The sequence below is a fragment of the Streptomyces sp. NPDC050422 genome (assembly GCF_044458665.1).
In the GTDB taxonomy this organism is placed as follows: Bacteria; Actinomycetota; Actinomycetes; order Streptomycetales; family Streptomycetaceae; genus Streptomyces.
The window spans coordinates 238,653-263,631 of sequence record NZ_JBITIE010000002.1; the positions used below are offsets into that span (position 1 = coordinate 238,653).

Sequence of the window (24,979 nt, forward strand, 5' to 3'; positions counted from 1 at the left end):
GTATCGAGTACCCCGAGTCATTCCAGCCACGGGGTGACCGCACGCTAGGTCGGCTCCGAAGGGCGGCGACACCCCTATCCCCCCAGGTGTTGACCCTGCCCGCCGCCCGCCCGCGCCCGGTCCGGCCCGCCGCGCGGGGTGGCCGTACGGGCCGAGATGCCTGCTGAACCGGGGTGCAGGAAGGCCCGTACGCGGTCAGGGGGGTGGTCCGTGTTCTCCGCGCACACCCCCGGCGCCTTCAATGACACGCACTGCCCGGGGCGCCGCCGTCGGCGGCCCCGAAGGCCGAAGAGACGGGTGGAGCATGACCGTTGCCGATGTCAGTGTCCGAGTGGCCGAACGAGAGGCGATCAAGGAGGCCGTCGAGCTGGGCCCTTCCCCGAGCGCGACCGAGGCGCAGCACGCACGGGGCAAGCTGACCGTGCGCGAGCGGCTGGACCTGCTGTTCGACCCGGGTACGTTCCGGGAGATCGAACAGCTGCGACGGCACCGGGCCTCGGGGTTCGGGCTGGAGGACCGCAGGCCGCACACCGACGGTGTGGTGACCGGCTGGGGCAAGGTGGACGGCCGCAAGGTGTTCGTCTACGCGCACGACTTCCGGATATTCGGCGGCTCGCTCGGCGAGGCCCACGCCCAGAAGATCCACAAGGTGATGGACCTCGCGCTGGCGGCAGGCCTCCCGCTCGTGTCCCTCAGCGACGGTGCGGGAGCCCGTATCCAGGAGGGTGTCACCGCGCTCGCCGGATACGGCGGCATCTTCCGCCGCAACGTGGCCGCGTCCGGGGTGATCCCGCAGATCAGCGTGATGCTCGGACCGTGCGCCGGCGGGGCGACGTACTCCCCGGCCCTGACGGACTACGTGTTCATGGTGCGTGACATCTCGCAGATGTACATCACCGGGCCTGACGTGGTGCAGGCGGTGACCGGCGAGAAGATCACCCACAACGACCTCGGCGGCGCCCAGGTCCACTCCACGGTCTCCGGCGCGAGCACGTTCCTGTACGACACCGAGGAGGAGTGCCTCCAGGACGTACGCCACCTGCTGTCGCTGCTGCCGTCCAACAACCGTGAACTGCCGCCCTCCGTCCCCTGCGACGACCCGGCGGACCGGCGCGGCGACGCACTGTCCCGGCTCGTACCGGCCGACCCCAACCGCTCGTACGACATGCGGACCGTGATCGAGGAGATCGTCGACGACGCCGATCTGTTCGAGGTCCACGCCAACTGGGCGACCAACATCATCTGCGGCCTGGCCCGCCTGGACGGCCACGTGACGGGCATCGTCGCCAACCAGCCCGCCTCCCTCGCCGGCGTCCTCGACATCCACGCGGCGGAGAAGGCCGCACGCTTCGTGCAGACGTGCGACGCCTTCAGCATCCCGCTCGTCACCCTGGTCGACGTCCCCGGCTTCCTGCCGGGCAGCGACCAGGAGCACAGCGGGGTCATCCGCCACGGCGCGAAGCTCCTCTACGCGTACTGCGCGGCCACCGTCCCCCGGGTGCAGGTGATCCTGCGCAAGGCGTACGGCGGCGCGTACATCGTCATGGACTCCCGCTCCATCGGCGCGGACCTGTCCTTCGCCTGGCCCACCAACGAGATCGCGGTGATGGGCGCGGAGGGCGCGGCCAACGTCGTCTTCCGCCGGGAGATCGCCGCCGCGGACGACCCGGAGGCGGCACGCGCACTGCGCGTCAAGCAGTACCGCCAGGAGCTGATGCACCCGTACTACGCCGCCGAGCGCGGCCTCGTCGACGACGTCATCGACCCGGCGACCACGCGCCAGGTACTGGTCGACGCACTCGACGTCCTACGGGCCAAACACGTGCCGCTGCCCGAACGCAAGCACGGCAACCCACCGTTCTGACATGACCGAACGAGCCGAACCCCACCTGCGGGTCGAGCGCGGCACCCCGGACGCGACGGAACTGGCCGCCGTCCTCCTGGTGCTGCTCTCCGCGACGCGACCCCGCGATCCTGACGCCCCCAGTCCGCCCCGTCCCCGGGCGGACTGGGGCCCCGCACGCGGCTGGCGCCCGCCGGGCACCTGGACCGCCCCGTGAACCGACTGCGTAAGGACACCGACCACCGATGAACCCGACCACGACCGTGCGGGCCCCCAGCGCCTGGCTGCGCCGCTTCCACCCCTCCGACGAGGCGCCGGTACGCCTGTTCTGCTTCCCCCACGCGGGCGGCGCGGCCAGCTACTACTTCCCCGTCTCCCGCGCCCTGACCTCCTCGGCCGACGTGGTGGCCGTCCAGTACCCCGGCCGCCAGGACCGCCGCGCCGAACCCTGCGTCGCCGACGTACGCCAACTGGCCGACCTGGTGACCGCCGAGATGCTCCCGTGGTGCGACCGCCCGGTGGCCCTGTTCGGCCACAGCCTGGGCGCGACCCTGGGCTTCGAGGTGGCCCTGCGCCTGGAGGCGGCGGGCATCACCCCCCGCATCCTGTTCGCTTCGGGCCGCCGGGCCCCGTCCCACCACCGGGACAACGAACAGGTCCACCTCGCCCCGGACGCCCAGCTCCTCTCCACCATCCGCCGGATGAGCGGCACGGACCCGGCGGTCCTGGCCGACGAGGAACTGCTGCGCGCGGTGCTCCCGGCCATCCGCGGCGACTACCGGGCCGCGGAAACGTACCGCTACCGCCCGGGCAAGGCCCTGACCTGCCCGATAGCCGTCCTCAACGGCGACACCGACCCCGAGGTGACCCCCGAGGAGGCCACCGCCTGGACCACCCACACGGACGGCCCGTGCTCCTTCCGCACGTTCCCGGGCGGCCACTTCTACCTCAACGACCACGCGGCGGAAGTCATCGAGCTGATCCGCGAACGCGTCGCGTAGCGGGAGGCCATGAGACGGCATGGCCCCGGACGGTGGATCTCACCGTCCGGGGGCTTCGCCCTGGCCCGGCCTCGTCACCGTCGCCCACCGCGGGAGGCGGAGAAGAAGGGCCCTCGTCGGACACACCGCACTGGTCCGCCTCAACGAGCAGGGCTGCCGACGACTATCGCCAACTCCGCAGCGGCTTCGGGGGTCAGACGGTAGAACCCCTGAAGGCTGACCGACCTCTCGAGAAGGCCGTCCACCACGTACGTGAGAACGCGGGTCTGACCTCGGCGGTTGCACCAGGTAAGCCGCGCAAGCAGTTCACCAGGGATCACCGCGTCGAAGCCTACGGGCGTCGCGTCCACATGCACCGCCCTGGCTCCGCATCCGTCGGCGCCCAGCATCGACCAGTCGCCGTGCCCGGGATGCGCGGGGTCCTCCCACGTCGCGGGAGCCGTGCCGCAGCAGTCACGTCGTTCCACGTCGATCACTCGCATCCGACTCACCACGAACACCTCGCGCCGGTTGACGTGCAGCGCGTACACCTCGTCTCCGGCACGAGCACCCGTCCAAGCCGGCAGGGAGGAGTGAGCACCGCTGAAGGCGACCGGCGGTCGCTCGCCAACACGGCCCGCCTTGCGCAGCGCACGGCACGTGTCGTGGGTCCACAGGACGGTGAAGGCATCAGGCATGCCGTGATCCTAAGGACGGGGACTGACAGCAAGCCGAAGTTGCAGCTCATGGTCGGCACTCCCACGGCGCGCGCCGGTGAACTCGTACCGCAGCACCTCGTCCACCAGCCGGTTCGTGTACAGACGGCGGGTGTCACGCTCACCGAGGTTCTCCAGGGCGGCGAGCACCAGCCCCGGGTCCGTCGCGGCGGCCGAGCGTAACTGGACGACGTCCGCACGGATCAGCCCTTCGATGCCGCACGACGGGCCCTCGGTACCCACTGACACCCCGCCGCCGGCAGAGTCGGCATACGACTCCCGCACATCGGCCACGGCCCGCCGGAAGGCCTCCGGCGGGCTCGTACCCGCATGCCCGGCGGGCGCCTCTCGGTCGCGGCCCAGAGCCGCCGTGATCCAGGCCGCCGGGCGCGCGGGCCGCCATCCAGCCGCCAGGCCACAGAGCTCCCCCGCGATGTCACGGACACCGAGACCACGGTCGATGAGCGGGCGCAGCGCGTACGCGAGGCGGCGCAGCCCCTCGTGCTGGGTCCAGCCCACGAGCGGTCGCACCCGCCGGGCGATGGTGATGTCCCGGGCGATCTGGAGCGGGGACCGCCGTGGCGCACGGTCGGGCGTCGCGCGCCTGCGCGGGGTGTAGTTCAACTTCCCACTCACATCAGCGTCGCGTACGTCGTGGTGGGCCCCGGAAGAATGGGGCGCACGCCCGCCGGAACCGGGGTCACGTCCGGGCGGGTTGTTCACAGGCCGGTTCCTCGCCTGCGCGGCCCGCACCGCACGGTCTCGGCCCGCGTCCGTCACCCCGCACACCCGCGCCTCGTATCCGGCACCGTCCAGACGATGGCCCATCGCCGAGTCGTAGACGGCCGGGATCGTCGCGGCGTAGATCGTCGCCGTACCCGTGTACGGGCGGCCGAGCAGGCGCAGATTCCGCTTCGTCCCGTGCCGCTGCCACACCAGCGCGCCCAGCTCCCGCATCACCCGGACATGCCGCTTCACCGTCGCCACCGAGACCCCGCACCGGGCAGCGGTGCCCTCCAGGTCGTACAGCACGAGCCCGAGCCGGTAGTCCATCCGCTCGGCCAGATCACGCGCGACGGCAAGCGTCGTCGTCCCTGCCCGCCGGTGCAGACCCGCCTCGACGAGCCACACCACCGCCCGCAGCCACGCGCGCGGCTGGGCACAACGGGAGGCGGTCGCGTCGAGTTCCTGGAGGGGGCGAGGTACTGGGTCCCATGCCGGGTGCGGGCATGACGGAGCAGCGCAGCACGAAGCCGCGCCGGTGGGGTGGCGCATCACGGTCCTGGGGGTGTGGGGCGGCCGGGGGCCGCGAAGTTCACAGCGAACGAGGCCGTTCCGGACGGCTCAGGGCGTGGGAGTGGTCACCACGCGGGTACGGGCCCTACGATCGAAGGCGAATCCTTCTCTTCACATGGGTGGGTTTCGGATCGGCGGGGTGATCACCCGCTGGTCGCTACGGCCGGGCGGTCTCTACACCGCTCGGCCGTCCTGCTATTCGGCCGTGGTCTCGGTGTTCTTCTTCTTGGGGCGGTTCTTCCCAGAACCCGAATATCCCCGCTCGATGTCCTGCACGGTTCCGATAGAGACCCCCAAACTTTCGGCGATCTCTCGGTACGTCACCTTCTGCGACCGCAGATGCGACACGATCCTCCGGCGATGCTCCTTCAGCCTCTTGGTGCGCTCGATCTGATCTCTGAGCAAGCGGCTGATGATCTGCGCCTTCTCTAGCGAGTCCTCCATCGACTCGACGGCGTCCAGGCCATCGAAGACACGCTGCACCTCCTCCCTCTCGACCGGCCCTTCGCTCTCTGTCTCGGCCATCCCGTTCCTTCGAATCGGGCATGCCGCTTGACTTGCATTATGGGACTCCCATAAATTGGCCGTCAAGTGGCGACGCCACCAGCAACAGAAAGGCCCCGGCCCGGAGTTCGCACCTCCGCTCGGCCGGGGCCAGTCAGAACCCTGAGATCACCAGGAGACCGACCATGAGCCATCCTTCCACCCCGAACCCCGCACCCGACAGGCGGCTCGTCACGCTGCCTCCGGTCACGGCGCTGTCCGCCCAGCAGCAGCGGGGCGTTCACTGCGTCTTCTGCGGTACGACCCTGCACACCGGGGCGGTCCGCGACCTTGGCCCACAACTGATCGAGGCGCACGGATCGACGGTCCAGTGGTTCCCGCGCAGTTGCCAGTCCTGCGCGAATGACCGGGCACCGCTGCTGTGCGACCGCTGCGGCAGGCCGATCGCCGCCGGAGACGAGGAACGCGTCACGATCCACGGCGCCTCGGGCGCAGGCGGCACGATCACCGTCCACGCGGCGCACTGCCTCGCGCCACGGTCCCGCCCGGCACCCGCCCGGCGTACGGTCAGGCCCCATCGGGGCTGAGGTCACGCGTTGGGCCCGGGCGTACGCGCCAAGGACGCCGCGCTCAACCCTCGCGCCGGCCGCTGGTTGCTGCATCCGGATGAATCTCCTCCGAGCCACGATCCGGGTTCTTCGGAGTCCGGCGGTCCGGGGATGTCGAGAACGTGCCATCGGCTCCGTCCCAGGAGCATCAGAGGCCGACACCGGCCGCACAAGGAAGAGGGAGAGACCAGCATGGCGATTCAGCGGATGGACAACGTAGGCATCGTCGTCGAGGACTTGGACGCCGCCGTCGCGTTCTTCGTGGAGCTCGGGATGGAGCTGGAGGGCAAGGCGACGGTGGAGGGCCTCGTCGCCGACCAGTGCACAGGACTCGACGGCGTCCGCTGCGACATCGCGATGGTCCGGACCCCGGACGGTCACAGCAAGCTCGAACTGGCGACGTACCGCACCCCCGCGGCGCTCAGCGACGGACCACGGAACCGGCCACACAACATCCTGGGCACGCACCGTGTCATGTTCGCCGTCGACGACATCGAGGACACCGTCGCTCGCCTGCGACCTCACGGCGCCGAACTCCTCGGCGAGATCGCCCGGTTCGAGGACATCTATCTGCTCTGCTACGTCCGCGGCCCGGAGGGCATCATCGTCGGGCTGGCCGAGCAACTGCGCTGAAGAGGAGGCAAGCCCCCGCGCGCCCGTGCCCGCAACCTGGCCGGCAGCGGCACAATGTCTCCGGTCGCCTCCGCCACCACTGCGGTCACTGGAGCGAGCGTGCCGCTCGGCCGGGCGCGAAAGTAGGCGACAAACCGGGAATCGTTCCTCGCCATGACCCCCCTCCCGGCCCGCCGGCCCCTAGCCGTTCTCCTGGCAGCCCACCGATGACGGCATGTCACGACACCGCTGATCCTGGTGGGACTGAATCTCCTCGCCACCGAAGACAATGACGCACATCAGGGTGGCGATGATGACTTGGCTGACGGCCGTCACCACTGCCCCGGCCCAGCCGGCTATCGCGGCTGCCGCCAGGGCGAGCACTCCGACTCCGCCGACGGCGGCCAGGTAGTTCCACCATGAATCGAACGCGACGGTCTTCGCCGAGTCGAGGTTGAACCCGGACAGGAACCAAAGCCCGAGGATCACCCCCAGAGCGACCAACTCCAAGAACACCAGGCCGCACCCGACTCCGATATCGGCACCACGGTCTGCACGCCGCCGCCGCTTGCGGCCAGTGGTGGCATCGAAGGCCGGCGGGGCCACAGGCAGGTCCATGCTCGCCACCCTGCCCGTGCGTTCGAGGCCAGCGCATGAGTATGACTACTCAGCTCCGCATCTGAGAGGGCCTCGCCTGTGACGGGTCGGGCAGTCACCACGTAACCCGCGAAACGCACGCCTGGCCGAGGCTCCGCCCATCCGTCCGCCTCATTGACCGGAGTGAGCGCAGTCGTACCGTGAAACGGACACCACCTCCTGGCCCGGGGCCGTTGTCAGTGCCAGTTGCTACATTCCCTGATGGCTGGAGACCGGTCAGAGAACCTTCGAGGTCCGCGGTCAAGGGGGGTGGGCATAAAGGTCCCCGGGAGCCACCTCGGGACTATGTTGCAGGCCGTAGATCCCCACCCCCCTCATCCCCCCACGAGGCGAGCGGCGAGCCCCTTCGCTGAACGGCGGTCCCGGGGAGATGCCCTCAAATTGCCCCGAGTGGCCCGGGCCTCTCCGGTTGTGAGCGCGCGTCGGAGGCGGTAGCGCCGACGGCGGGAGGCAGGGGCGGGGGCGCAGCCCGAGCCGAGAAGCGCGCCCGGCGGACCGGAGCGCAGCCGGGTGCCTTGATGAAGTGGTGGAAGTCCTCTCCCGCTGCGGTGAGCTGCTTGCCGTCGGGGCTCCGCGCGTGCGGGCCGTTGCCGTCGGAGGCGTCCAGGGGTCTGACCGCGTAGACCTCGGACGTGAGGTCCGTGACCCCGTCGGGCGTGATCCAGGGGACGGCTGTCGATGCAATTGATGTGCGCTCGGTACGCCGACGGGCGCTCGGCGGGAGACCAGGACAGCGATGCCCGTCTGGATGTGTCGCAGTACTTCTCTGCTGTACCGACAACGCGAGAGGCCCTCAGGATTTCTCCTGAGGGCCTCTGGCCTGCTGTGCACTCGGCAGGATTCGAACCTGCAACCTTCTGATCCGTAGTCAGATGCTCTATCCGTTAAGCTACGAGTGCTTGTGCTTCCCGGGCTTTTTTCTGCCCCGTCGGCGTTGCGAGAACAACATTACATGACCTGCGCCGTGACGCGAAATCCATTAGCCGCACCGCTGCTGAGCTGCGAGATCACCGGTTCGAGACGCCCCCGAACGGCCTAGTCCGGACCTCGTCCCAGGCCTGTCCCTGCCCCACCCCGACGCAGGAACGACCGAAGCCCCGGCCAGTGGCGCGGGGCTTCGGTGATCAAGCGGAGGCGGAGGGATTTGAACCCTCGATGGGTTTTAAAACCCAAACCGCATTAGCAGTGCGGCGCCATAGACCGGACTAGGCGACGCCTCCAGCACACCCCGCGCGAGCGCGGGTGGTGCGTGCAGATGATGACACAGCTGAGGGCTGCGTCACCAATCGCTGCTTACGGTACTAGGCGGGCGGCCATGAGGGCAAAGCGCCTGCGGTTGCGCAACGCCGCGGCGTGCGGAGCGTTAGTCATGGCGGGGCACCCGCCCCGCCCTTCGTCGCCGGCCCGGAGCCGACGGCACGTACGACCACAGGAGTCCGCATGATGCGTCGTCTCGCCCTCACCGCCGTCGTGTCGCTGGCCGCGCTTGCCGCCGCCGCCCCTGGGGCCACGGCCGCGGCCGGTCCCCTCCCGCTGCCTCTGCCGTTGTCCCTGCTGCGGAACGACGACGCGGGTACACACCTCACCGTGGTCGTCGCGGGGTCGGGGAACCCGGAGGCCGACGGTACGTACGAGCTGGAGTGCGAGCCGGCGGGTGGCAGTCACCCGGTGGCGCAGCAGGCCTGCGACCGGTTGGCGCAGCTGCCGGGCGAGAGCGCGGACCCGTTCGCGCCGGTTTCCCGGAACGCGATGTGCACGCAGCAGTTCGGCGGACCGGCCACCGCCCGGATCACCGGAACGTGGCAGGGGCGACACGTCGACTCCACGTTCGAGCGGAGCAACGGGTGCGAGATCGGGCGCTGGAACAGCCTGCGGCCGGTGCTCCCGAACGTCCGGTGAGCTGCGGCTGGACCCGTTCCGGGGAGGCCGGCGGGGCACGTAATGGGCCAGAGTCGTACACCGTATGCACAGAACCTTGGTGAGAGCTCCCCCTCATCCGCCGCCCCTCGCCCCTCCCCAGCCTTTAGACTCCTCCAGTGACAGCCTGAGGCCCGAGGGGCAAGATGGGGCCCGCTGTCGGCAAGGTGCAGTAATCAGGGAGGAAGCGTCGTCGTGAGCAGCAGGCCATCTCGAGGCGCTGCTCGCCTCGCAGCCATACTCGACGCCCTTCCGGACGGGCTTCTGCTCGTCAACTGCAACGGTACGGTCGTCAACGCCAACACCATCGCCCTCGAAATGTTCGAGACCCCGGGCACCGCGCTCGTCGGTCGCGGACTGCTCGATCTGCTGCCGGAGTTCGACTCCAAGCTGATCCCGGGGTCGATGCGGAGGCCGGAGGCTGCGGACGAGCGGGGCCGGACCAAGCCCACGCGGATGACCGCGCGGCGTACCGACGGTAACGAGTACCCCGTCGAGGTGACGAGCGCCAGCCTGGAGGACGGGCAGGCGGCGTACACCGACGTCCAGAACTCCTACAGCGGCAGCTATACGGGTGACGAGCTGCTGATGCTCGTCGTGCGCGACCTGTCGGGCACCGTCGACACCGAGGCCGAGCTGGCCCGGTCGCAGCGGCAGACCGAGATGATCCTGCGGGCCGCGTCCGAGGGTGTCGTCGGCACCGACACGGACGGCCGGGTCGTCCTGGTGAACCCCGCCGCCGCGCAGATCCTGGGCTTCCGCGCCAGTGACCTGGGCGGCCAGGAGCTGCACCCGCTGATCCTGCACACGCGCGGCGAGGGCGAGCCGTTCCCGTACGAGGAGTCGCCGCTGGCCGACACCCTCAAGTCGGGGCGCAAGCATCGGGTGCGCGGGCAGGTCCTGTGGTCCAAGAGCGGGGCGCAGGTGCCCGTCGACCTGACGACCGCGCCCGTGCGGGACGGCGACCAGCTCGTCGGCGCCGTCATGACGTTCACCGACCGCCGGCCGTACGAGGAGCTCGACAAGCAGCGCAGGACCGAGGTCTCCGAGCTGACCGCGAGCCACACCGCGGAGCTCAAGGACCTCACCGAGCGCCACACCGCCGAGGTCACCGAGCTGACGGAACAGCACGCCACCGAGCTCGCCGACCGCACCGAGCGGTACGCCTCCGAGCTGGAGGAGCAGGCCGAGCGGCTGGCGGACCTCACCGCCCGGCACACCCAGCTGACCGCCGTGCTCGGCGAGTCGCTGCGCGGGCCGCTCCTGGAGCTGCGCGGCGAGCTGTCCACGCTCGCCGCCGACCCCGCGGGCCAGCTGTGGCCCGAGGCCAACCAGATCCTGCACCACCTCGCCGCGGGCTACGCGCGCATGACGACCCTGGTCGACAACGTCCTGAGCTACCAGCGTCTGGACGGCGGCTCCGAGGCGCTCGTCAAGACGAACGTGCTGCTCGACGGCGTGGTGACGGCCGGTATCGACGCGGCCGTCGAGCTGATCGGTCCGGGCCGTGCCCAGTTCGCCGTGCACGCACCGCCGATCGAGGCCGAGGTCGACGCGGGTCGGCTGGTGACCGCTCTCGCGCATCTGGTCGCGGACGTCGCCGGGGTCGATTCGACCGGTAAGGCCCGGCTGGTGCCGGGTGGCGGCTACGTCGACTCGACGGTCGTCGTGGCCGCGGCTCAGCGTGGTGATGTCGTACGGATCGAGGTGCGCGGACCGTTCGCCGGGGGAGACCCGGTGCACGAACCGATCGTGCGCGGGATCGTGCGGGCCCACGGTGGTGTGCTCCAGACGCACGAGATGCCGGGGATGAGCGGCAGCGCGTACGTGCTCGAAGTCCCGCTGGGCGCGGGTTCGGGGACCGTGATGCCGCCGATGGGTCCCGAGGTTCCTGAAGCCGTCGTGGTCCCGTCGGGTCCGTCAGCGCCGTCGGTTCCGTCAGCCCCGTCGCTTTCGTCAGCCCCGTCGGTTCCGTCAGCCCCGTCGGTTCCTGAGGTCCCCGGTGCTTCCGGGGCATCGCTCGATGTCCCGGTTCCCGAGGGCGGCAGGCGGGGGCGCCGGGCGCGCAGGTCCTCCACGGATGCGTTCCTGGAGAGCGCCGTGGGCGGCTCCGACGGAACGGGCGAGCTCGGGGCTGCCGAGGCCGGAGCGGCCGAGCCGGTGGCGGCCGAGCCGACCGGGCGCCGGCGTGCGCGCCGGGAGGCGGGAGCACATCCCGCCCCCGAGTCCGCCGAAGCACCCGCGAACGCGCCCGCGCCCGACGCGGCGGGCCCGCACGAACTCGTTCCGGCCCCGCAGAGCGGGGGCTCCGGGCGCAGGCGGGGCAGGCCCAGCCCGGCGGAGACCGGTGATCCGGCCGGCGCCGGACAACAGGGCCCGGGGCACAGCCCGCGGCAGGCCCTCGCACTGCCCGCCGCCGCGACGCCCGCGCCTTCGGAGGGGTCCGTGGTGACGGCCGCCGAGGGCGCCCAGGGGGCCGGTGGCCGTCCGCAGCGCGGTCAGACCGTCCCGCCGCAGGGTGTTCCGGCCGAGGCCCCGACGCCGGTAACGGCGGGCGGGCACCGGGCGCACCGGGGCGGCGAGAACCAACTGGCGCTTCCGGCCGCCGGCACCGCTGCCCTCCCCGGCCACGACGACACCGCCCGGACACACGAACAGACACCGCACGAACAGGCACCGCACGAACTGACACCGCGCAATCAGGCACCGCGCGAACAGCCGATGCGTGAACAGGCGATGCGTGAACAGGCACCGGCCGGCACGCCGGCGCAGCAGTCGTCCGGCCGGCGCGCCCGTCGCGCCCTGTCGGCGGCCCAGGACCGGGCGGCCCAGGCCGAGGCAGGCCCGCGCGTCCCCTTCGCGCTGCCGCCCGCGGACGCCGACCGGGTGGCGCCCACCGCCGCCGAGGCCGACGCCTCGCTGCCCGGGCGCCATGACGCGGTGTCGGGTGCGCCGGAGCACGACCACACCCCGCCGCAGGCGCACCCGATCCCGACCGGGCGACGCCGGGCGCGGCACGCCGATGCGCCCCGGCCTCCGCAGGAGGAGCAGGCCGGCCCGTCCGATCGGCCCTCGCCGCCCGTACAGCCCGGCGGCTGGGGAACGGACGACGCCTCGGGTCAGGGCCCTGCCGCCCAGGAAGGCCCTGCCGCCGACCCCGGCGTGACCACGCACACCACCGGTACGACCCCGGCCGGCAACGCCCAGGGCACCGCTCCCGAGGGTGCTGACGGCCCGGACATCCCCCCGGCGGACCTGCCCACCCACGAGGGAAGCCGTCCGCGGACGCTCTCGCCCGGTCCGGACGCGCGGCGGCAGCCGCTGCCCGCCGAGGCGCCCATGCCCGGGTCGTCGGACTCGACGCAGGGGCGCGCGTTCAGCGTGCGCACGCTGGGGCAGGGCGTGCCGTTCGCCCAGCACATCGCCCACCAGCAGAACCAGACGCTCGGCGGCGCGGGCGGGGCCGGTCGGCGCCGCAAGCTCGCCGCACCGCCCGAGGGCGACCGCAGCGAGCGGGCCGCCCTGCCGCCGGCAGCCACCGCGCCCCCCGCCACCGCGCCCCAGCCGCCTGCCCCGCAGACCGGCCCCGGTGGCACGGGCGGGACCGCGCAGGGCCAGGGTTCGGGGCAGTTGCTCGCCGCCCCGGCGACCGAAGGACGCGCGTACGCCATAGGGGCGCCCGACGAGGGTGCCGCCGAGGGACCGGAGCCGCTGGACGGGCCCGGCGGGGCCGTCGAGGTCGCCAACCGCCCGTCCCCGCAGCCGGTCGACGACGAACTGCCCCCGGAGCCGCTGGACAACCCGCGCCGGCTCCTGGTCTGGCCGGCCCCCGACGTCTCCACCCAGCAGGCGCTGAGCGACCGCGGCTACCGGCCGGTGATCGTCCACTCGCGCGAGGAGGTCGACGCGCAGATCGCGGCGTTCCCCGCCGCACTCTTCGTGGACCCGCTGACCGGCCCCATCACCCGCAAGGCCCTGCAGTCGCTGCGCCAGGCGGCGGTGGCGGCCGAGGTGCCGGTCCTGGTGACCGCCGGTCTGGGTCAGGCCTCGCGGGAGGCGGCGTACGGTGCCGACCCCGCCGTACTCCTGAAGGCCCTCGCCCCGCGCGACAGCGAACAGCATCCGCCCCGCGTCCTGCTGATCGAGGAGCACGAGGAGATCGCACTCGCGCTGACGCAGACGCTGGAGCGGCGCGGCATGCAGGTCGCCTGCGCCGCCACGGACAGCGAGGCGGTCTCGCTCGCGACCCGGATGCGGCCGAACCTGGTGGTGATGGACCTGATGCAGGTACGCCGCCGCCGCGCCGGGATCGTCGACTGGCTGCGCGCCAACGGTCAGCTGAACCGCACCCCGCTGGTCGTCTACACCTCGGCCGACATGAACCGCTCCGAGCTGCCGAAGCTGAGCTCGGGCGAGACTGTCCTGTTCCTGGCCGAGCGTTCGACGAGCGACGAGGTGCAGGCCCGCATCGTGGACCTGCTCGCGAAGATCGGCACGAACTGACCGCCTCCCGGCGGGACAAGAAGACGACGAGGGCGGTACGGGAGTGATCCCGTACCGCCCTCGTCACGTCCACGTCCCCGTCCGAGGGCCCTCGGCTCAGAGCTGGGTGATGTCCAGCTCGCCCGCCGCGTACTGCTTGCGGATGACCTTCTTGTCGAACTTTCCGACACTCGTCTTCGGTACGGACGCGATGACCGACCAGCGCTCCGGCAGCTGCCACTTGGCGATGCCCGAATCGGCGAGGAACGCCTTCAGCGCCTCGTAGTCGGCGGTGGCGCCCTCCTTGAGGACGACGGTCGCGAGCGGACGCTCGCCCCACTTGTCGTCCGGTACGGCCACGACCGCGGCCTCGGCGACATCCGGGTGCGCCATCAGGGCGTTCTCCAGCTCGACACTGGAGATCCACTCGCCACCGGACTTGATGACGTCCTTGGCCCGGTCCGTCAGCGTGAGGAAGCCGTCGGGGCTGATCACGCCGACGTCGCCGGTCTTCAGCCAGCCGTCCTCGCTGAACTTGTCCTCGGGCCGCAGCGCCTCGCCATCGGCCCCGCCGTAGTACGCACCGGCGATCCAGGCGCCGCGCACCTCCAGCTCACCGGCCGACTCGCCGTCCCACGGAAGGTGCTCGCCGGCGGGGCCGGCCAGCCGCGCCTCGACACCGGCCGGGAAGCGGCCCTGCGTGATGCGGTAAGGCCACTCCTGCTCCTCGGTCAGCCCGGCAGGCGGGTTGGCCATGGTGCCGAGCGGCGAGGTCTCCGTCATGCCCCAGGCGTGACAGAGGCGGACGCCGAGCTTGTCGTACGCCTCCATGAGGGACGGGGGACAGGCGGCGCCACCGATGGTGACGTTGGCCATCGACGTGAGGTCGCGGGGGTTGGCCGTGACCTCGGCCAGCAGACCCTGCCAGATGGTGGGGACGGCCGCAGCATGGCTCGGCCGCTCGCGCTCGATCATGTCGGCGAGCGGGGCGGGCTGCAGGAAGCGGTCCGGCATCAGCATGTTGACGCCGGACATGAACGTGGCGTGCGGCAGACCCCAGGCGTTGACGTGGAACTGCGGGACGACGACCAGAGTGGTGTCCTTGTCCGTCAGGCCCATCGACTCGGACATGTTGACCTGCATGGAGTGCAGGTAGATCGAGCGGTGGGAGTAGACGACGCCCTTGGGATCCCCGGTGGTGCCGGAGGTGTAGCACATGGCGGCGGCCTGGCGTTCGTCCAGCTCGGGCCAGTCGTAGCTGGTGGGACGGCCGGCGATCAGCTCCTCGTACTCGTGCACCCGCACCGCCGCACCCTCCAGGACGGAGCGGTCACCGGGGCCCGAGACGACCACGTGCTCCAGCGAGGCCAGCTGGGGGAGCAGCGGCGCGAGGAGCGGCAGCAGGGAGCCGTTGACGAGGACGACCTTGTCGTCGGCGTGCTTGACGACCCAGACCAGCTGCTCGGCGGGGAGACGGAGGTTGAGGGTGTGGAGGACGGCACCCATCGACGGGATGGCGAGATACGCCTCCACGTGCTCCGCGTTGTTCCACATGAGGGTCGCGACGCGCTGGTCCCCGTCGATGCCGAGCTCGCCGTGCAGGGCGTGGGCGAGCTGGGTGGCCCGCCGGCCGATGTCGGCGAAGCTGCGCCGGTGCGGCTCGGGCTCTCCGGTCCAGGTCGTGACCTGCGACTTCCCGTGGATGGTCATCCCATGGGTCAGGATGCGGGTGACAGTCAGCGGTACGTCCTGCATGGTGCTGAGCACGGCGTCCTCCCGGTGGGCGCTACGCGGCAGTAAGGTTCCGCTGATTCTGCGCACATACCGCGCGGTATGTCACTACTCCCGAAGGAACGAATCGGTGTCGTCCGGCAAATTCACACCAGCCGGACAGACCGGAAGACGCTTCTCGGCGTGTGCGTGACGGGCCCGTCCGGCACCGCGGGCGGGGCGGTCAGGTCACCGGACGGGGGCCAGTTCCGGGTCCTGGCGCAGCTTGCCGAGCGCCCGGGACACCGCGCTCTTGACCGTGCCGACGGACACCCCGAGGACCTCGGCGGTCTGGGCCTCGCTGAGGTCCTCGTAGTAGCGAAGGACGACCATGGCCCGCTGGCGGTCGGGAAGCTTCAGCACGGCACGCCACATGGCGTCGTGCAGCGTCTGCTGCTCGGCCGGGTCGGGGCCGGGCACGGATTCCTGCTCGGGCAGCTCGTCGCAGGCGAACTCGTCGACCTTGCGCTTGCGCCACTGCGAGGTGCGGGTGTTCAGCAGGGCCCTGCGGACATAGCCGTCGAGCGCCCGGTGGTCCTCGATCCGCTCCCAGGCGACGTACGTCTTGGTCAGCGCGGTCTGCAGCAGGTCCTCGGCGTCGCTGGGGTTCGCGGTCAGCGAGCGGGCGGCCCGCAGCAGCACCGGCCCGCGGGCCTTCACGAAGGACGTGAACGACGGGTACGGCACGTACGGCGCCCGCGCACCATAGGGCGATCTCGCGGTGGCCGGGGTGCGCGTGGTGGCCGGGGTGCGCGGGACGGACGGTGTGCGCGGGACTACCGGCGTGCGTGTGGCGGACGGGGTGCGCGGGACGGCGTGGGCGCGCGGGACGGCATGGCTCCGCGGGGCGGCCTGGGTGGTGGCAGCGGCTCCCCTGGAGGCGCCCGTGCAGACTGACGTGGTCATAACTCCACGCTAGGAGCGGGCGCCGCTGCGGGGATCGCCCCCAGGTCCCGAAACGGCGTCCGCCTCAGGGTGTAGGGGTGGGGCCTGCTCCACCTCCTGTAGGTGGAGGGGCCGTCCTCCCGCACTCAGGGTCGTCCCCGAGGGCCGAGGTCGCGAGGTCCCGAGGCCGCGAGGTCCCGAGGCCGCGAGGTCCCGAGGCCGCGAGGTCCCGAGGTCCCGAGGCCGCGAGGCCCAAGGTCCCGGATCCACGAATCCCCGAGGCACGGGGAAGCGGCCCGCGGCTCACCTCCCCGTGCCTCGGGCCCGGCCGCTCACCGCGCCCGGCCCAGCACGAGGCCCGAGGTCGGCACCCCCGTGCCGGCCGTGACCAGCGAGGTGGCCGCTCCGGATATCTGGTTCACCGACGTCCCTCTGATCTGCCGGACCGCCTCCGCGATGCCGTTCATCCCGTGCAGGTAGGCCTCCCCCAGCTGCCCCCCGTGGGTGTTCAGAGGCAGCGCGTCGGCGGCCACGAAGTCCGCGGCCTCACCCGGCTCGCAGAAGCCGAACTCCTCCAGCTGCATCAGCACGAAGGGCGTGAAGTGGTCGTACAGGATCGCCACGTCGATGTCGGTGGGGGCCAGGCCCGAGTTGCGCCACAGCTGGCGGGCCACGACACCCATCTCCGGCAGCCCCGTCAGATCGTCGCGGTAGAAACTCGTCATCTGCTCCTGCGCGCGTCCGGCGCCCTGGGCCGTCGCGACGATCACCGCGGGCGGCTGCCGCAGGTCACGGGCCCGCTCCGCACTGGTGACGACGATCGCCTGCCCGCCGTCGGTCTCCTGACAGCAGTCGAGCAGCCGCAGGGGTTCGACGATCCACCGGGAGGCGGCGTGGTCGGCGAGGGTGATCGGCTTCCCGTGGAAGTACGCCGCCGGGTTGTTCGCGGCATGGCGCCGGTCGGTGACCGCGACATGGCCGAAGGCCTCCGGCGTCAGCCCGTACCTGTGCAGATAGCGCTGGGCCGCCATGGCCACCCAGGAGGCGGGCGTGAGCAGCCCGAAGGGCAGGTTCCAGCCGAGCGCGGTCCCCTCGGCCGTGGGTTCCCGCTGCTGCACGCCGGAGCCGAAGCGGCGCCCCGACCGCTCGTTGAACGCCCGGTAGCAGACGACCACGTCGGCCACCCCGCAGGCGACGGCGAGGGCCGCCTGCTGGACGGTGGCGCAGGCCGCGCCGCCGCCGTAGTGGATACGCGAGAAGAACGACAGCTCTCCGATGCCGGCCGCCTGCGCGACGGTGATCTCGGGGCTGGTGTCCATGGTGAAGGTGACCAGTCCGTCGACGTCGGCGGGTTCCAGCCCCGCGTCGTCGAGCGCCGCGTGCACCGCCTCGACGGCCAGTTTGAGTTCGCTGCGGCCCGAGTTCTTGGAGAACTCGGTCGCCCCGATCCCGGCCACCGCCGCCTTCCCGCCGAGCGAATCGGCCCTGCGCACACTCATGCGGACTCCTCCGGAACACCTACGGTCACCGTGCCGGTCACATGCCTGCCGATCCCGTTGACGCCGACGACCGACACCTCGGCCGTCCCGTCGTCGCCCACCGCGGTGACCGTGCCGCTCAGCACCATGGTGTCGCCGGGGTAGTTGGGGGCGCCGAGCCGGATGGCGACCTTCCTGAGCACGGCCGTGGGCCCGAAGTGGTCGGTGACGTACCGTCCGACCAGCCCGTTGGTCGTCAGGATGTTCATGAAGATGTCCGGGGACCCCTTCTCCCGTGCCAGTTCCGCGTCGTGGTGCACGTCCTGGTAGTCGCGGGAGGCGATCGCGCCCGCCACGATCAATGTGCGGGTCACCGCGATCTCCAGCGGCGCCAGTTCCTCGCCGGCCTTCACTCCGGTCCCTCCTTCACCAGCAGTTCGCCGAGTTCCTGAAGCACCGTGCCGCTGCCGCCGAGATGGGCGTCGAGCTGACGCCCCCAGAGGAAGTGGCGGTGCACGGGATGGTCGAGGTCGGCGCCCGTCCCGCCGTGCAGATGCTGCCCCGCGTGGACGACCCGCTTTCCGGCCTCGGACGCCCACCACGCGGCGGTCAGCGCCTGTTCCCCGTACGTCAGCCCCTCGTCGTGCCGCCATGCCGCCTCGTACGCCGTGACGCGTATCGCCTCGGTGTCCATGTACGCGTCGGCCGCCCGCAGCAGCACCGCCTGGTTGGTGGAGAGAGGGCGCCCGAACTGCTCGCGGGTGCCGGTGTGTTCGACCGCCCGGGCCAGCGAACCGGCGCACACGCCCGCCTGCACCCCGGCGAACGCCGTCCGGGCGGTGGCCAGCACCTCCTCGTACGTCCCCGAGCCACCGAGCCGCTCCGCGGCCGCACCGGCCAGCACGAGCCGCCCGGCCGACCACGGGGCCGTGGTCTCCACGGGTTCGGTCACCACCCCGGGGTCCGTGGTCCGTACGATCCACAGGCTCCGGTCCGCCGCCGCGACCAGGACGTGGGTGGCGTCGCGCAGCCACGGCACCAGCGGCACACTGCCGTTCAGCCACCCGCCCGCCTCCGCGTCCCCGGCGGCACTCGGGCCGCCGACGGACTCCGCCTGCACGGTGCCGCGGGCATGGAAGGCCCCCGTCGCCACGGCCGTGCCGTCCCGGAACGATGGCATCAGGCGCCCTCGCTGCTCGCCCGTACCGTGCTCGGCGACGGCGAGGAGCCCGTACACGCAGCTTGCCGTGAAGGGCACCTGAGCAGTCGTGCGGCCCTGCTCCTCCGCCAGCAGCACCAGGCCGAGGAGCCCGGTCTCCTCCACCGCGCCGGGCAGCCCGGCCGCGCAGAGTTCCTTCCAGAGTCCGGCGTCCGTACCGCTGCCCGCCGCGACCAGACGATCGTGCGTCGACAGGTCCCCGAAGATCCGGGCGGCCAGCCCCTGCGCCGCGGCCTGTTCCTCACTCGGCGTGAAATCCATGTCAGCCCTCACTCCCCCGGAAGACCGGCAGCACCAACTCGGGGTCCGCCCGCAGGAACTCCAGCCGCACCGGCATGCCCACCCGCACCTTGTCGCAGGGCACCCCGATGACGTTGCTGACCATCCGGACGCCCTCCGTGAGCTCGATCAGCGCCACCGCGTACGGTCCTCCCTCGCCGGTCTCGCTGAACGCGGGAAAGGGCGGGTGATGCATCACGACATGACTGAAGACGGTGCCCTCACCCGATGCCTCGACCGTGTCCCACCCGGCCGAGCCGCAGGCGTTGCATCCGGGCAGCCAGGGGAAGCGCAGGGTGCCGCACGCGGTGCAGCGCTGGATGAGCAGCCGGCGAGCGGCGACGCCCTCCCAGAAACCGGCGTTGTCCCGGTTGACCACCGGCCTGGACCGCAACGGGTTCCCCTTGCGCGCTCCCTCCCCCTCCCTCTTCGGATTCGGATTCGGATTCGGATTCGGACTCGGACTCGGCTTCGGCTTCGGCTTCGCGGGGCGGTACTTGAGGATCCGGAAGCGGTGCGTCCCGGCGGGTTCGTCCTGCGCCCGGACGTCCATGCGCGTGGTGACGAAGTACCCCGTCCCCAACTTCGTCGTCTTGCGCTCCGACACCGCCTCGATCACCGCGTCGAACGTGATCCGGTCCCCGGGCCGCAGGGGACGCAGATACTCCTGCTCGCAGTCGGTGGCGACCACGGAGGTGTACCCGGCCCCGTCGAGCAGGCCGAACAGCTCGTCGTAGGGCCCGCTCCGGTCCGTGTGCCCCGACAGCCCGCCCATCGTCCAGGTCTGGAGCATCGTCGGCGGGGCGACGGCACCCGGACCGGCGTAAGCCGGGTGTGCGTCACCCATCGCCTCGCACCAGTGCCTGATCATCGGCTCGCTGACCAGGTCCTTGCCGACGCCCGCCGTGGCCGCCGCCCGGCCCTCGTACGCCCTGAGCCGCTCGTACAGCTCGTCCCGGACGCCCTGCCCGGCCGTCACCGCTTCCCCCTCTTCATTCCGAGCCGCATTGTCGCGACGATCTCCCGCTGCACCTCGCTCACCCCGCCCCCGAAGGTGTTGATCTGTGCCGCCCTGTTCATCCGCTCCAGCTCCCCGTCCCCGAAGGAGCCGGGCGAACCGCCCCGCACCAACCCGGCGTCGCCCGTGATCTCCTGGCACATCCGGTACACCTCCACGGCGCTCTCGGTCCCCGCGAACTTCACGCCGCTCGCGTCGCCGGGAGCCAGCGCTCCCGCTCCCACGGCCCCCACCAAGCGCCAGTTGAGAAGGCGCGTCGCCGCCAGCCGGGCATGCGCCTCGGCCAGCCGCGAACGGACCCACGGCTCGTCTGCCGGCCGCCGGCCCGTCACTGGGTCGGGGGTGCGGGCGAAGGCGAGCGCCGCTTCGTAGAAGTCCTCCGCCTGCATGCCGATCGCGGCGAGCGCCACCCGTTCGTGGTTCAGCTGGTTGGTGATCAGCCCCCAGCCGCCGTTCTCCGCGCCGACCAGCGCGGTCGCGGGCACCCGCACGTCGTCGTAGTACGTGGCGGTCGTGGTCAGGCCGCCCACGGTCTCGATGGGCGTCCAGGTGAAGCCGGGCGCGTCCGTCGGCACGAGGAGGATCGAGATGCCCCGGTGCTTGGGCACGTCCGGATCCGTACGGCAGGCGAGCCAGATCCAGTCCGCGTTCTGCGCGTTGCTGGTGAAGATCTTCTGCCCGTCGATGGCCCAGGAGTCGCCGTCGCGTACGGCCCTGGTGCGCAGCGCGGCGAGGTCGGTCCCGGCCTCCGGCTCGCTGTAGCCGATGGCGAAGACCAGCTCGCCGGCCAGGATGCGCGGCAGGAAGTAGTCCTTCTGCGCCTCGGTCCCGTACTTCATGAGCGTGGGACCGACCGTGTTGAGGGTGACCATGGAGACCGGGGCGCCGGCCCGGTAGGCCTCGTCGAAGAACACGAACTGTTCGTCCGCGCCGCGGCCCTGCCCCCCGTACTCGACAGGCCAGCCGAGACCGAGCATCCCGTCGGCCCCGATCCGACGCAACAGCCGCCGCTGTGCGTCCGGGCCCTGAGGGGCGGGTCCGGCGCGCCCCCCTCCCTGCCCGCCTCCCACGGGCATCACGTCAGCGAAGTAGGCGCGGAGTTCGGCGCGCAGCTCCTGCTGGCGCTCGGTCGGGGCCAGATGCACGTCGACTGCCTCCCGGGAACGGGCATGAGGATCAGGGTTTCTGACTGTCCGTCAGATTCCGCTCGGCTGTCAAGGCACCGGACGGCCGGACCCGCCCCGATTCCCTGCCCGATCCCTCACCCGATCCTGAAGACCGAACGGCCCGCGTCCGCCACCGCAGTGGCGGCACGCAGGCCGTCGTTCCCCCAACCGCGGCCCGACCCCCCGACCGGACCGCGGCAGGCACCGGATCACCAGAGGTTGGTGAAGTTCACCGCGAGGTTGTGGGTGGACTGGTCGATGTCCGTGAACGCCGAGCCGTTCACCTGGGCGGAGTTGCTCTGGTTCGACGCCCCGGAGCCGGTGGCCTGCTGCTGCGAGGTGGACGAATTTCCGAAGTTGTCCCCACCGACCCCGCTGCCGCTGATCGTGGCCACGCCGGCGTTCGATCCGTCGTTCGCGAACGAGCCGTTGTCGGCCTGGGCCACACCGCTGAAGAGAACGGCGGCGAGAGGCAGGGCGGCCACAACGGCGAAGGCACGAGCGGTACGGATGCTTGCCATGTCTATTCCTCCAGGAACCGAAAGTAAGGCTGAACCCGGGTCAGTTGGCCGACCGCCCCGGTGATGGTCACGACGTCGCGAGATCAAAGTTGCCCAGCCCCGTACCGGCGAACCGCCCACGCACTCCGATTCCCCCGCAAGCATGAGGAAGCGAAAATAAACCCCCAGATCTCACAAACTCCCAGGTCAGCCATGCCCGGGAGGAGAGCCCCCGCCCTGCGGGGGGAGAAGCGTTCCGCCACCATCCCCGACCGTCGGATCCGAGCCCTCCTCCTCTTCCCTTATTCGAACGTTCGTACGAACATAGAACCATGGCCACCACCGACCGGCGAACCGCCACCCTGGCCCTGGCCCACGCGCTCTCCGCCGCCGAGCACGGGCTCCCCGTCATCCCGCTGTCCGCCACCAAGCTCCCCGCCCTGCGCTCCCCGCACCACGGCGAGGCCCGCCCCTCCGGCTGCCGGGGCGCCTGCGGCCTGCCCGGACACGGCGTCCACGACGCCACCACCGACCCCACCGCCGTACGCGACCTCTTCGCCGCCGCCCCCTGGGCCACCGGCTACGGCATCGCGTGCGGACGCGCCCCGCACCACCTCATCGGCGTCGACCTCGACATCGACGCCAACGGCCGGACCGACTCCGTGGCGGCGCTGCAACAGCTGGCCCTGCAGCACCTGTTCACCCTCCCGCCGACCGTCACCGTGCTCACCCCCAGCGGCGGCCGTCACATCTGGCTCTCGGGCCCACCCGACGTGTCCGTGCCCAACTCCGCCGGCCGCCTCGCCCCCGGCATCGACATCCGCGGCACAGGCGGCTACCTGGTCGGCCCCGGCTCGGTCACCGCCCACGGCACCTACCGTCTCGTCCCCGGCACCGGCACCCTCCCGCCCGCGCCCTGCCCGAGCGCCCTCCTCCACCTGCTGACGCCCCCGGCCCACCCCCGCAACCACCACCACGGCCATCCCGACCAGGGCCGCGGCCTCGTCCAGTTCGTCCTGGCCGCGGACGAGGGCCAGCGCAACACGCGGCTCTTCTGGGCGGCCTGCCGCGCTTACGAACACGGCTTCGGCGACGCCCTGGCCGACACCCTCGTCCGCGCCGCCGTCCGCACCGGCCTCCCCGAACACGAGGCCCGCGCCACCATCGCCTCCGCCGCCCGCCTCACCGCGACCCGGTGCGAACCACCGGGCTGACGTGCCCGGGCGGGGTGCGCCCCTGTGCGCGCGCATACGAACGGCCCCCGACCGATTCACCCGGTCAGGGGCCGTTCATCTGCGGTGGGTGTGGGATTTGAACCCACGGTGACATCGCTGCCACGACGGTTTTCAAGACCGTTCCCTTAGGCCGCTCGGGCAACCCACCCCGCGCCGAACGCCGGTGAAGACCGGCTTCGACGCGGAGGACAGCCTAGCCGGTCAGCTGTCGCCCTTGCGCTCGCCCAGGGTGACTTCCACCGTGGACGTCTTGCCGTCGCGCTTGTAGGTCAGCGTGACCTTGTCGCCCGGCTTGTGGGTCCAGATCTCGCCGATCAGGGTCGGGCCGCTGTCGACGACGGTGTCGTTGAACTTCGTGATGACGTCGCCCGCCTTGAGACCGGCCCGGGCCGCGGGGCCGTCCTTGCTGACCGCTTCCGTGCCGCCCGAGCCCTGGTCCGAGATGACCGCGCCGCCGGTCTTCTCGTCCATCGTCACCGTGGCGCCGATGACCGGGTAGACCGGCTGGCCGGTCTTGATCAGCTGCTGGGCGACGTTCTTCGCCTGGTTGACCGGGATCGCGAAGCCGAGGCCGATGGATCCTGCCTGGCTCTGGCCGCTGCTTCCGGTCGACTGGATTGCCGAGTTGATGCCGATGACCGCGCCGTTGGCGCTCAGCAGCGGGCCGCCCGAGTTGCCCGGGTTGATCGAGGCGTCCGTCTGCAGCGCGCTCATGTACGAGTTGCTGCCGCCGGATCCGTCACCGGATGCGACCGGGCGGTTCTTGGCGCTGATGATGCCCGTGGTGACCGTGTTGGACAGACCGAACGGGGCGCCGATCGCGATCGTCGAATCGCCCACCGCCACCTGGTCCGAGTTGCCCAGCGGCAGCGGGGTCAGACCCTGCGGCGGGTTCTTGAGCTTCAGGACGGCCACGTCGTAGCCCTGGGCCCGGCCGACCACCTCGGCGTCGTACTTCTTGCCGTTGGAGAACGTCGCCGAGAGCTGGCCGCTGTCCGCCGCCGAAGCCACCACGTGGTTGTTCGTGAGGATGTGGCCTTCCTTGTCATACACGAAGCCGGTGCCGGTGCCGCCCTCGCCGTCACCGCCCTGCGCGTCGATCGTGACCACGCTGGGGAGCGCCTTGGCCGCGACGCCCGCGACCGTGCCCGGGTCGCGCTTGAGGTCCTGGGGAGTGCCCGACGCGGCGACCGTGGTCGACCCGGCGGAGCCGGAGTCGTTGTTGCTGTCCGCGGCCCAGAAGCCGAGGGCTCCGCCGACGCCACCCGCGACGAGTGCCGCCACGACCACCGCGGCCACCAGGCCGCCCGCACCTCGCTTGCGCGGCGCGTCGGGCGTCTGGAGCCGGCCGGGCGGGCCCCAGACCGGGCCGCCGCCGTGCGCCCCGTGCGTCGCGTACGCCGGAACCGCCGGCGGGGGCGGGGGCCAGCCGGCGTCGGCTGCGGACTGGGTCGCGGGCGCGTACTGCGGCGCGGCCGCCGGGACCGGGGCCATGGGGGTGGTCGCCGGGTCCTGGGCAGGGGAGGCCGGCTGCTGCTGTGTGGCTGTCGCGTCCGGGTGCGGCGGGGCGGCGGGCGCGCTCTCGGGGTGTCCCTGGGGAGCGTCGGCCGGCACTGGAGGTGCGGACGGAACGGACGGGCCGGCCTCGGCCGCGGTGCCCTCGTTGCCCTCGTTCTCTGTGCTCACAGCTCTTTACTCCTCGGTTCCACATCATGATTCGGCAAGAGATCCGCTGTGTACGTGTCTGGAGTCAGCTTTTCCCACAGCACGTCAGGCCACTGTAAGCAGGACCTGTGCATCTGCGCACGGGCCCT

21 protein-coding genes and 3 tRNA genes are annotated in these 24,979 nt (G+C 71.6%); 8 read left to right on the forward strand and 16 right to left on the reverse strand.

Annotated features, from left to right (window positions below):
• Window positions 1-304: 304 nt before the first annotated feature.
• The 3 genes from ACIBJG_RS03780 to ACIBJG_RS03790 are packed head-to-tail and all read left to right on the forward strand — an operon-like array spanning window position 305 to window position 2,844.
• Window positions 305-1,864 carry an acyl-CoA carboxylase subunit beta gene (locus ACIBJG_RS03780; protein ID WP_399303569.1) on the forward strand — a complete coding sequence of 520 codons (1,560 nt, stop codon included), beginning with the start codon at window positions 305-307 and terminating at the stop codon, window positions 1,862-1,864.
• Window position 1,865: 1 nt separating this feature from the next.
• Entirely contained in the window at window positions 1,866-2,060 is a 195-nt protein-coding gene (locus ACIBJG_RS03785) for an acyl-CoA carboxylase epsilon subunit (RefSeq protein ID WP_399303571.1), read from the forward strand.
• Between the two features lie 28 nt (window positions 2,061-2,088).
• On the forward strand, window positions 2,089-2,844 hold the full coding sequence (locus tag ACIBJG_RS03790; RefSeq protein ID WP_399303573.1) for a thioesterase II family protein: 756 nt from the start codon (window positions 2,089-2,091) through the stop codon (window positions 2,842-2,844).
• Between the two features lie 140 nt (window positions 2,845-2,984).
• Here the strand turns inward: ACIBJG_RS03790 and ACIBJG_RS03795 are convergent, their stop codons facing one another.
• The 3 genes from ACIBJG_RS03795 to ACIBJG_RS03805 all read right to left on the reverse strand — a co-directional run bounded on the left by ACIBJG_RS03795 (window position 2,985) and on the right by ACIBJG_RS03805 (window position 5,360).
• Window positions 2,985-3,521 carry a hypothetical protein gene (locus tag ACIBJG_RS03795; protein ID WP_399303575.1) on the reverse strand — a complete coding sequence of 179 codons (537 nt, stop codon included), beginning with the start codon at window positions 3,519-3,521 and terminating at the stop codon, window positions 2,985-2,987.
• A 9-nt stretch (window positions 3,522-3,530) separates the two neighbouring features.
• Window positions 3,531-4,673, reverse strand: a complete 1,143-nt coding sequence (locus ACIBJG_RS03800) for a cell wall protein (RefSeq protein WP_399303577.1) — start codon at window positions 4,671-4,673, stop codon at window positions 3,531-3,533.
• Between the two features lie 357 nt (window positions 4,674-5,030).
• The gene (locus tag ACIBJG_RS03805; protein ID WP_399303579.1) at window positions 5,031-5,360 is read right to left on the reverse strand and encodes a hypothetical protein; all 330 of its coding nucleotides are present in this window, start codon (window positions 5,358-5,360) and stop codon (window positions 5,031-5,033) included.
• A gap of 164 nt (window positions 5,361-5,524) precedes the next feature.
• On the opposite strand from ACIBJG_RS03805, the gene ACIBJG_RS03810 reads away from it, so the two are divergent.
• Window positions 5,525-5,926, forward strand: coding sequence for a hypothetical protein (locus ACIBJG_RS03810; protein WP_399303581.1), 402 nt, complete (start codon window positions 5,525-5,527; stop codon window positions 5,924-5,926).
• 213 nt (window positions 5,927-6,139) lie between these two features.
• Window positions 6,140-6,580 (forward strand): VOC family protein, encoded by a 441-nt coding sequence (locus ACIBJG_RS03815; protein ID WP_399303583.1) that lies wholly within the window; start codon window positions 6,140-6,142, stop codon window positions 6,578-6,580.
• A 180-nt stretch (window positions 6,581-6,760) separates the two neighbouring features.
• Here the strand turns inward: ACIBJG_RS03815 and ACIBJG_RS03820 are convergent, their stop codons facing one another.
• The 3 genes from ACIBJG_RS03820 to ACIBJG_RS03830 all read right to left on the reverse strand — a co-directional run bounded on the left by ACIBJG_RS03820 (window position 6,761) and on the right by ACIBJG_RS03830 (window position 8,436).
• Window positions 6,761-7,177 carry a DUF6234 family protein gene (locus ACIBJG_RS03820; RefSeq protein WP_399303585.1) on the reverse strand — a complete coding sequence of 139 codons (417 nt, stop codon included), beginning with the start codon at window positions 7,175-7,177 and terminating at the stop codon, window positions 6,761-6,763.
• A gap of 865 nt (window positions 7,178-8,042) precedes the next feature.
• Window positions 8,043-8,115, reverse strand: a tRNA-Arg gene (locus ACIBJG_RS03825).
• Between the two features lie 230 nt (window positions 8,116-8,345).
• Window positions 8,346-8,436 (reverse strand) — tRNA-Ser (locus tag ACIBJG_RS03830).
• 220 nt (window positions 8,437-8,656) lie between these two features.
• Between ACIBJG_RS03830 and ACIBJG_RS03835 the strand changes: the two genes are divergently transcribed.
• Together ACIBJG_RS03835 and ACIBJG_RS03840 are read left to right on the forward strand one after the other, a co-directional pair.
• Window positions 8,657-9,115: an SSI family serine proteinase inhibitor gene (locus ACIBJG_RS03835; RefSeq protein ID WP_399303587.1), complete on the forward strand. Its 459-nt coding sequence runs from the start codon at window positions 8,657-8,659 to the stop codon at window positions 9,113-9,115.
• 213 nt (window positions 9,116-9,328) lie between these two features.
• A complete protein-coding gene (locus ACIBJG_RS03840) occupies window positions 9,329-13,636 on the forward strand; it encodes a PAS domain-containing protein (RefSeq protein ID WP_399303589.1) in 4,308 nt (1,435 codons plus the stop codon).
• A gap of 96 nt (window positions 13,637-13,732) precedes the next feature.
• Here the strand turns inward: ACIBJG_RS03840 and ACIBJG_RS03845 are convergent, their stop codons facing one another.
• The 8 genes from ACIBJG_RS03845 to ACIBJG_RS03880 form a co-directional block, all read right to left on the reverse strand.
• Window positions 13,733-15,382 carry a long-chain fatty acid--CoA ligase gene (locus ACIBJG_RS03845; RefSeq protein WP_399303591.1) on the reverse strand — a complete coding sequence of 550 codons (1,650 nt, stop codon included), beginning with the start codon at window positions 15,380-15,382 and terminating at the stop codon, window positions 13,733-13,735.
• Window positions 15,383-15,574: 192 nt separating this feature from the next.
• The gene (locus tag ACIBJG_RS03850) at window positions 15,575-16,072 is read right to left on the reverse strand and encodes a SigE family RNA polymerase sigma factor (protein ID WP_399303865.1); all 498 of its coding nucleotides are present in this window, start codon (window positions 16,070-16,072) and stop codon (window positions 15,575-15,577) included.
• A gap of 530 nt (window positions 16,073-16,602) precedes the next feature.
• Entirely contained in the window at window positions 16,603-17,769 is a 1,167-nt protein-coding gene (locus ACIBJG_RS03855; RefSeq protein WP_399303593.1) for a lipid-transfer protein, read from the reverse strand.
• The gene (locus tag ACIBJG_RS03860) at window positions 17,766-18,161 is read right to left on the reverse strand and encodes a MaoC family dehydratase (protein WP_399303595.1); all 396 of its coding nucleotides are present in this window, start codon (window positions 18,159-18,161) and stop codon (window positions 17,766-17,768) included. Before ACIBJG_RS03860 ends, ACIBJG_RS03855 begins: the two co-directional genes overlap by 4 nt.
• Window positions 18,158-19,228: an acyl-CoA dehydrogenase family protein gene (locus tag ACIBJG_RS03865; protein WP_399303597.1), complete on the reverse strand. Its 1,071-nt coding sequence runs from the start codon at window positions 19,226-19,228 to the stop codon at window positions 18,158-18,160. Before ACIBJG_RS03865 ends, ACIBJG_RS03860 begins: the two co-directional genes overlap by 4 nt.
• Before the next feature lies 1 nt (window position 19,229).
• Window positions 19,230-20,225, reverse strand: coding sequence for a bifunctional MaoC family dehydratase N-terminal/OB-fold nucleic acid binding domain-containing protein (locus ACIBJG_RS03870; RefSeq protein WP_399303599.1), 996 nt, complete (start codon window positions 20,223-20,225; stop codon window positions 19,230-19,232).
• The gene (locus tag ACIBJG_RS03875) at window positions 20,222-21,409 is read right to left on the reverse strand and encodes an acyl-CoA dehydrogenase family protein (RefSeq protein ID WP_399303601.1); all 1,188 of its coding nucleotides are present in this window, start codon (window positions 21,407-21,409) and stop codon (window positions 20,222-20,224) included. Before ACIBJG_RS03875 ends, ACIBJG_RS03870 begins: the two co-directional genes overlap by 4 nt.
• Before the next feature lie 230 nt (window positions 21,410-21,639).
• Entirely contained in the window at window positions 21,640-21,951 is a 312-nt protein-coding gene (locus ACIBJG_RS03880) for a hypothetical protein (RefSeq protein ID WP_359082683.1), read from the reverse strand.
• 311 nt (window positions 21,952-22,262) lie between these two features.
• On the opposite strand from ACIBJG_RS03880, the gene ACIBJG_RS03885 reads away from it, so the two are divergent.
• On the forward strand, window positions 22,263-23,144 hold the full coding sequence (locus ACIBJG_RS03885; protein ID WP_399303603.1) for a bifunctional DNA primase/polymerase: 882 nt from the start codon (window positions 22,263-22,265) through the stop codon (window positions 23,142-23,144).
• Between the two features lie 82 nt (window positions 23,145-23,226).
• Here ACIBJG_RS03885 and ACIBJG_RS03890 read toward each other — a convergent pair.
• Both ACIBJG_RS03890 and ACIBJG_RS03895 read right to left on the reverse strand, forming a co-directional pair.
• A tRNA-Ser gene (locus ACIBJG_RS03890) sits at window positions 23,227-23,313 on the reverse strand.
• 53 nt (window positions 23,314-23,366) lie between these two features.
• A complete protein-coding gene (locus tag ACIBJG_RS03895) occupies window positions 23,367-24,851 on the reverse strand; it encodes a S1C family serine protease (RefSeq protein ID WP_399303605.1) in 1,485 nt (494 codons plus the stop codon).
• Window positions 24,852-24,979: the final 128 nt, after the last annotated feature.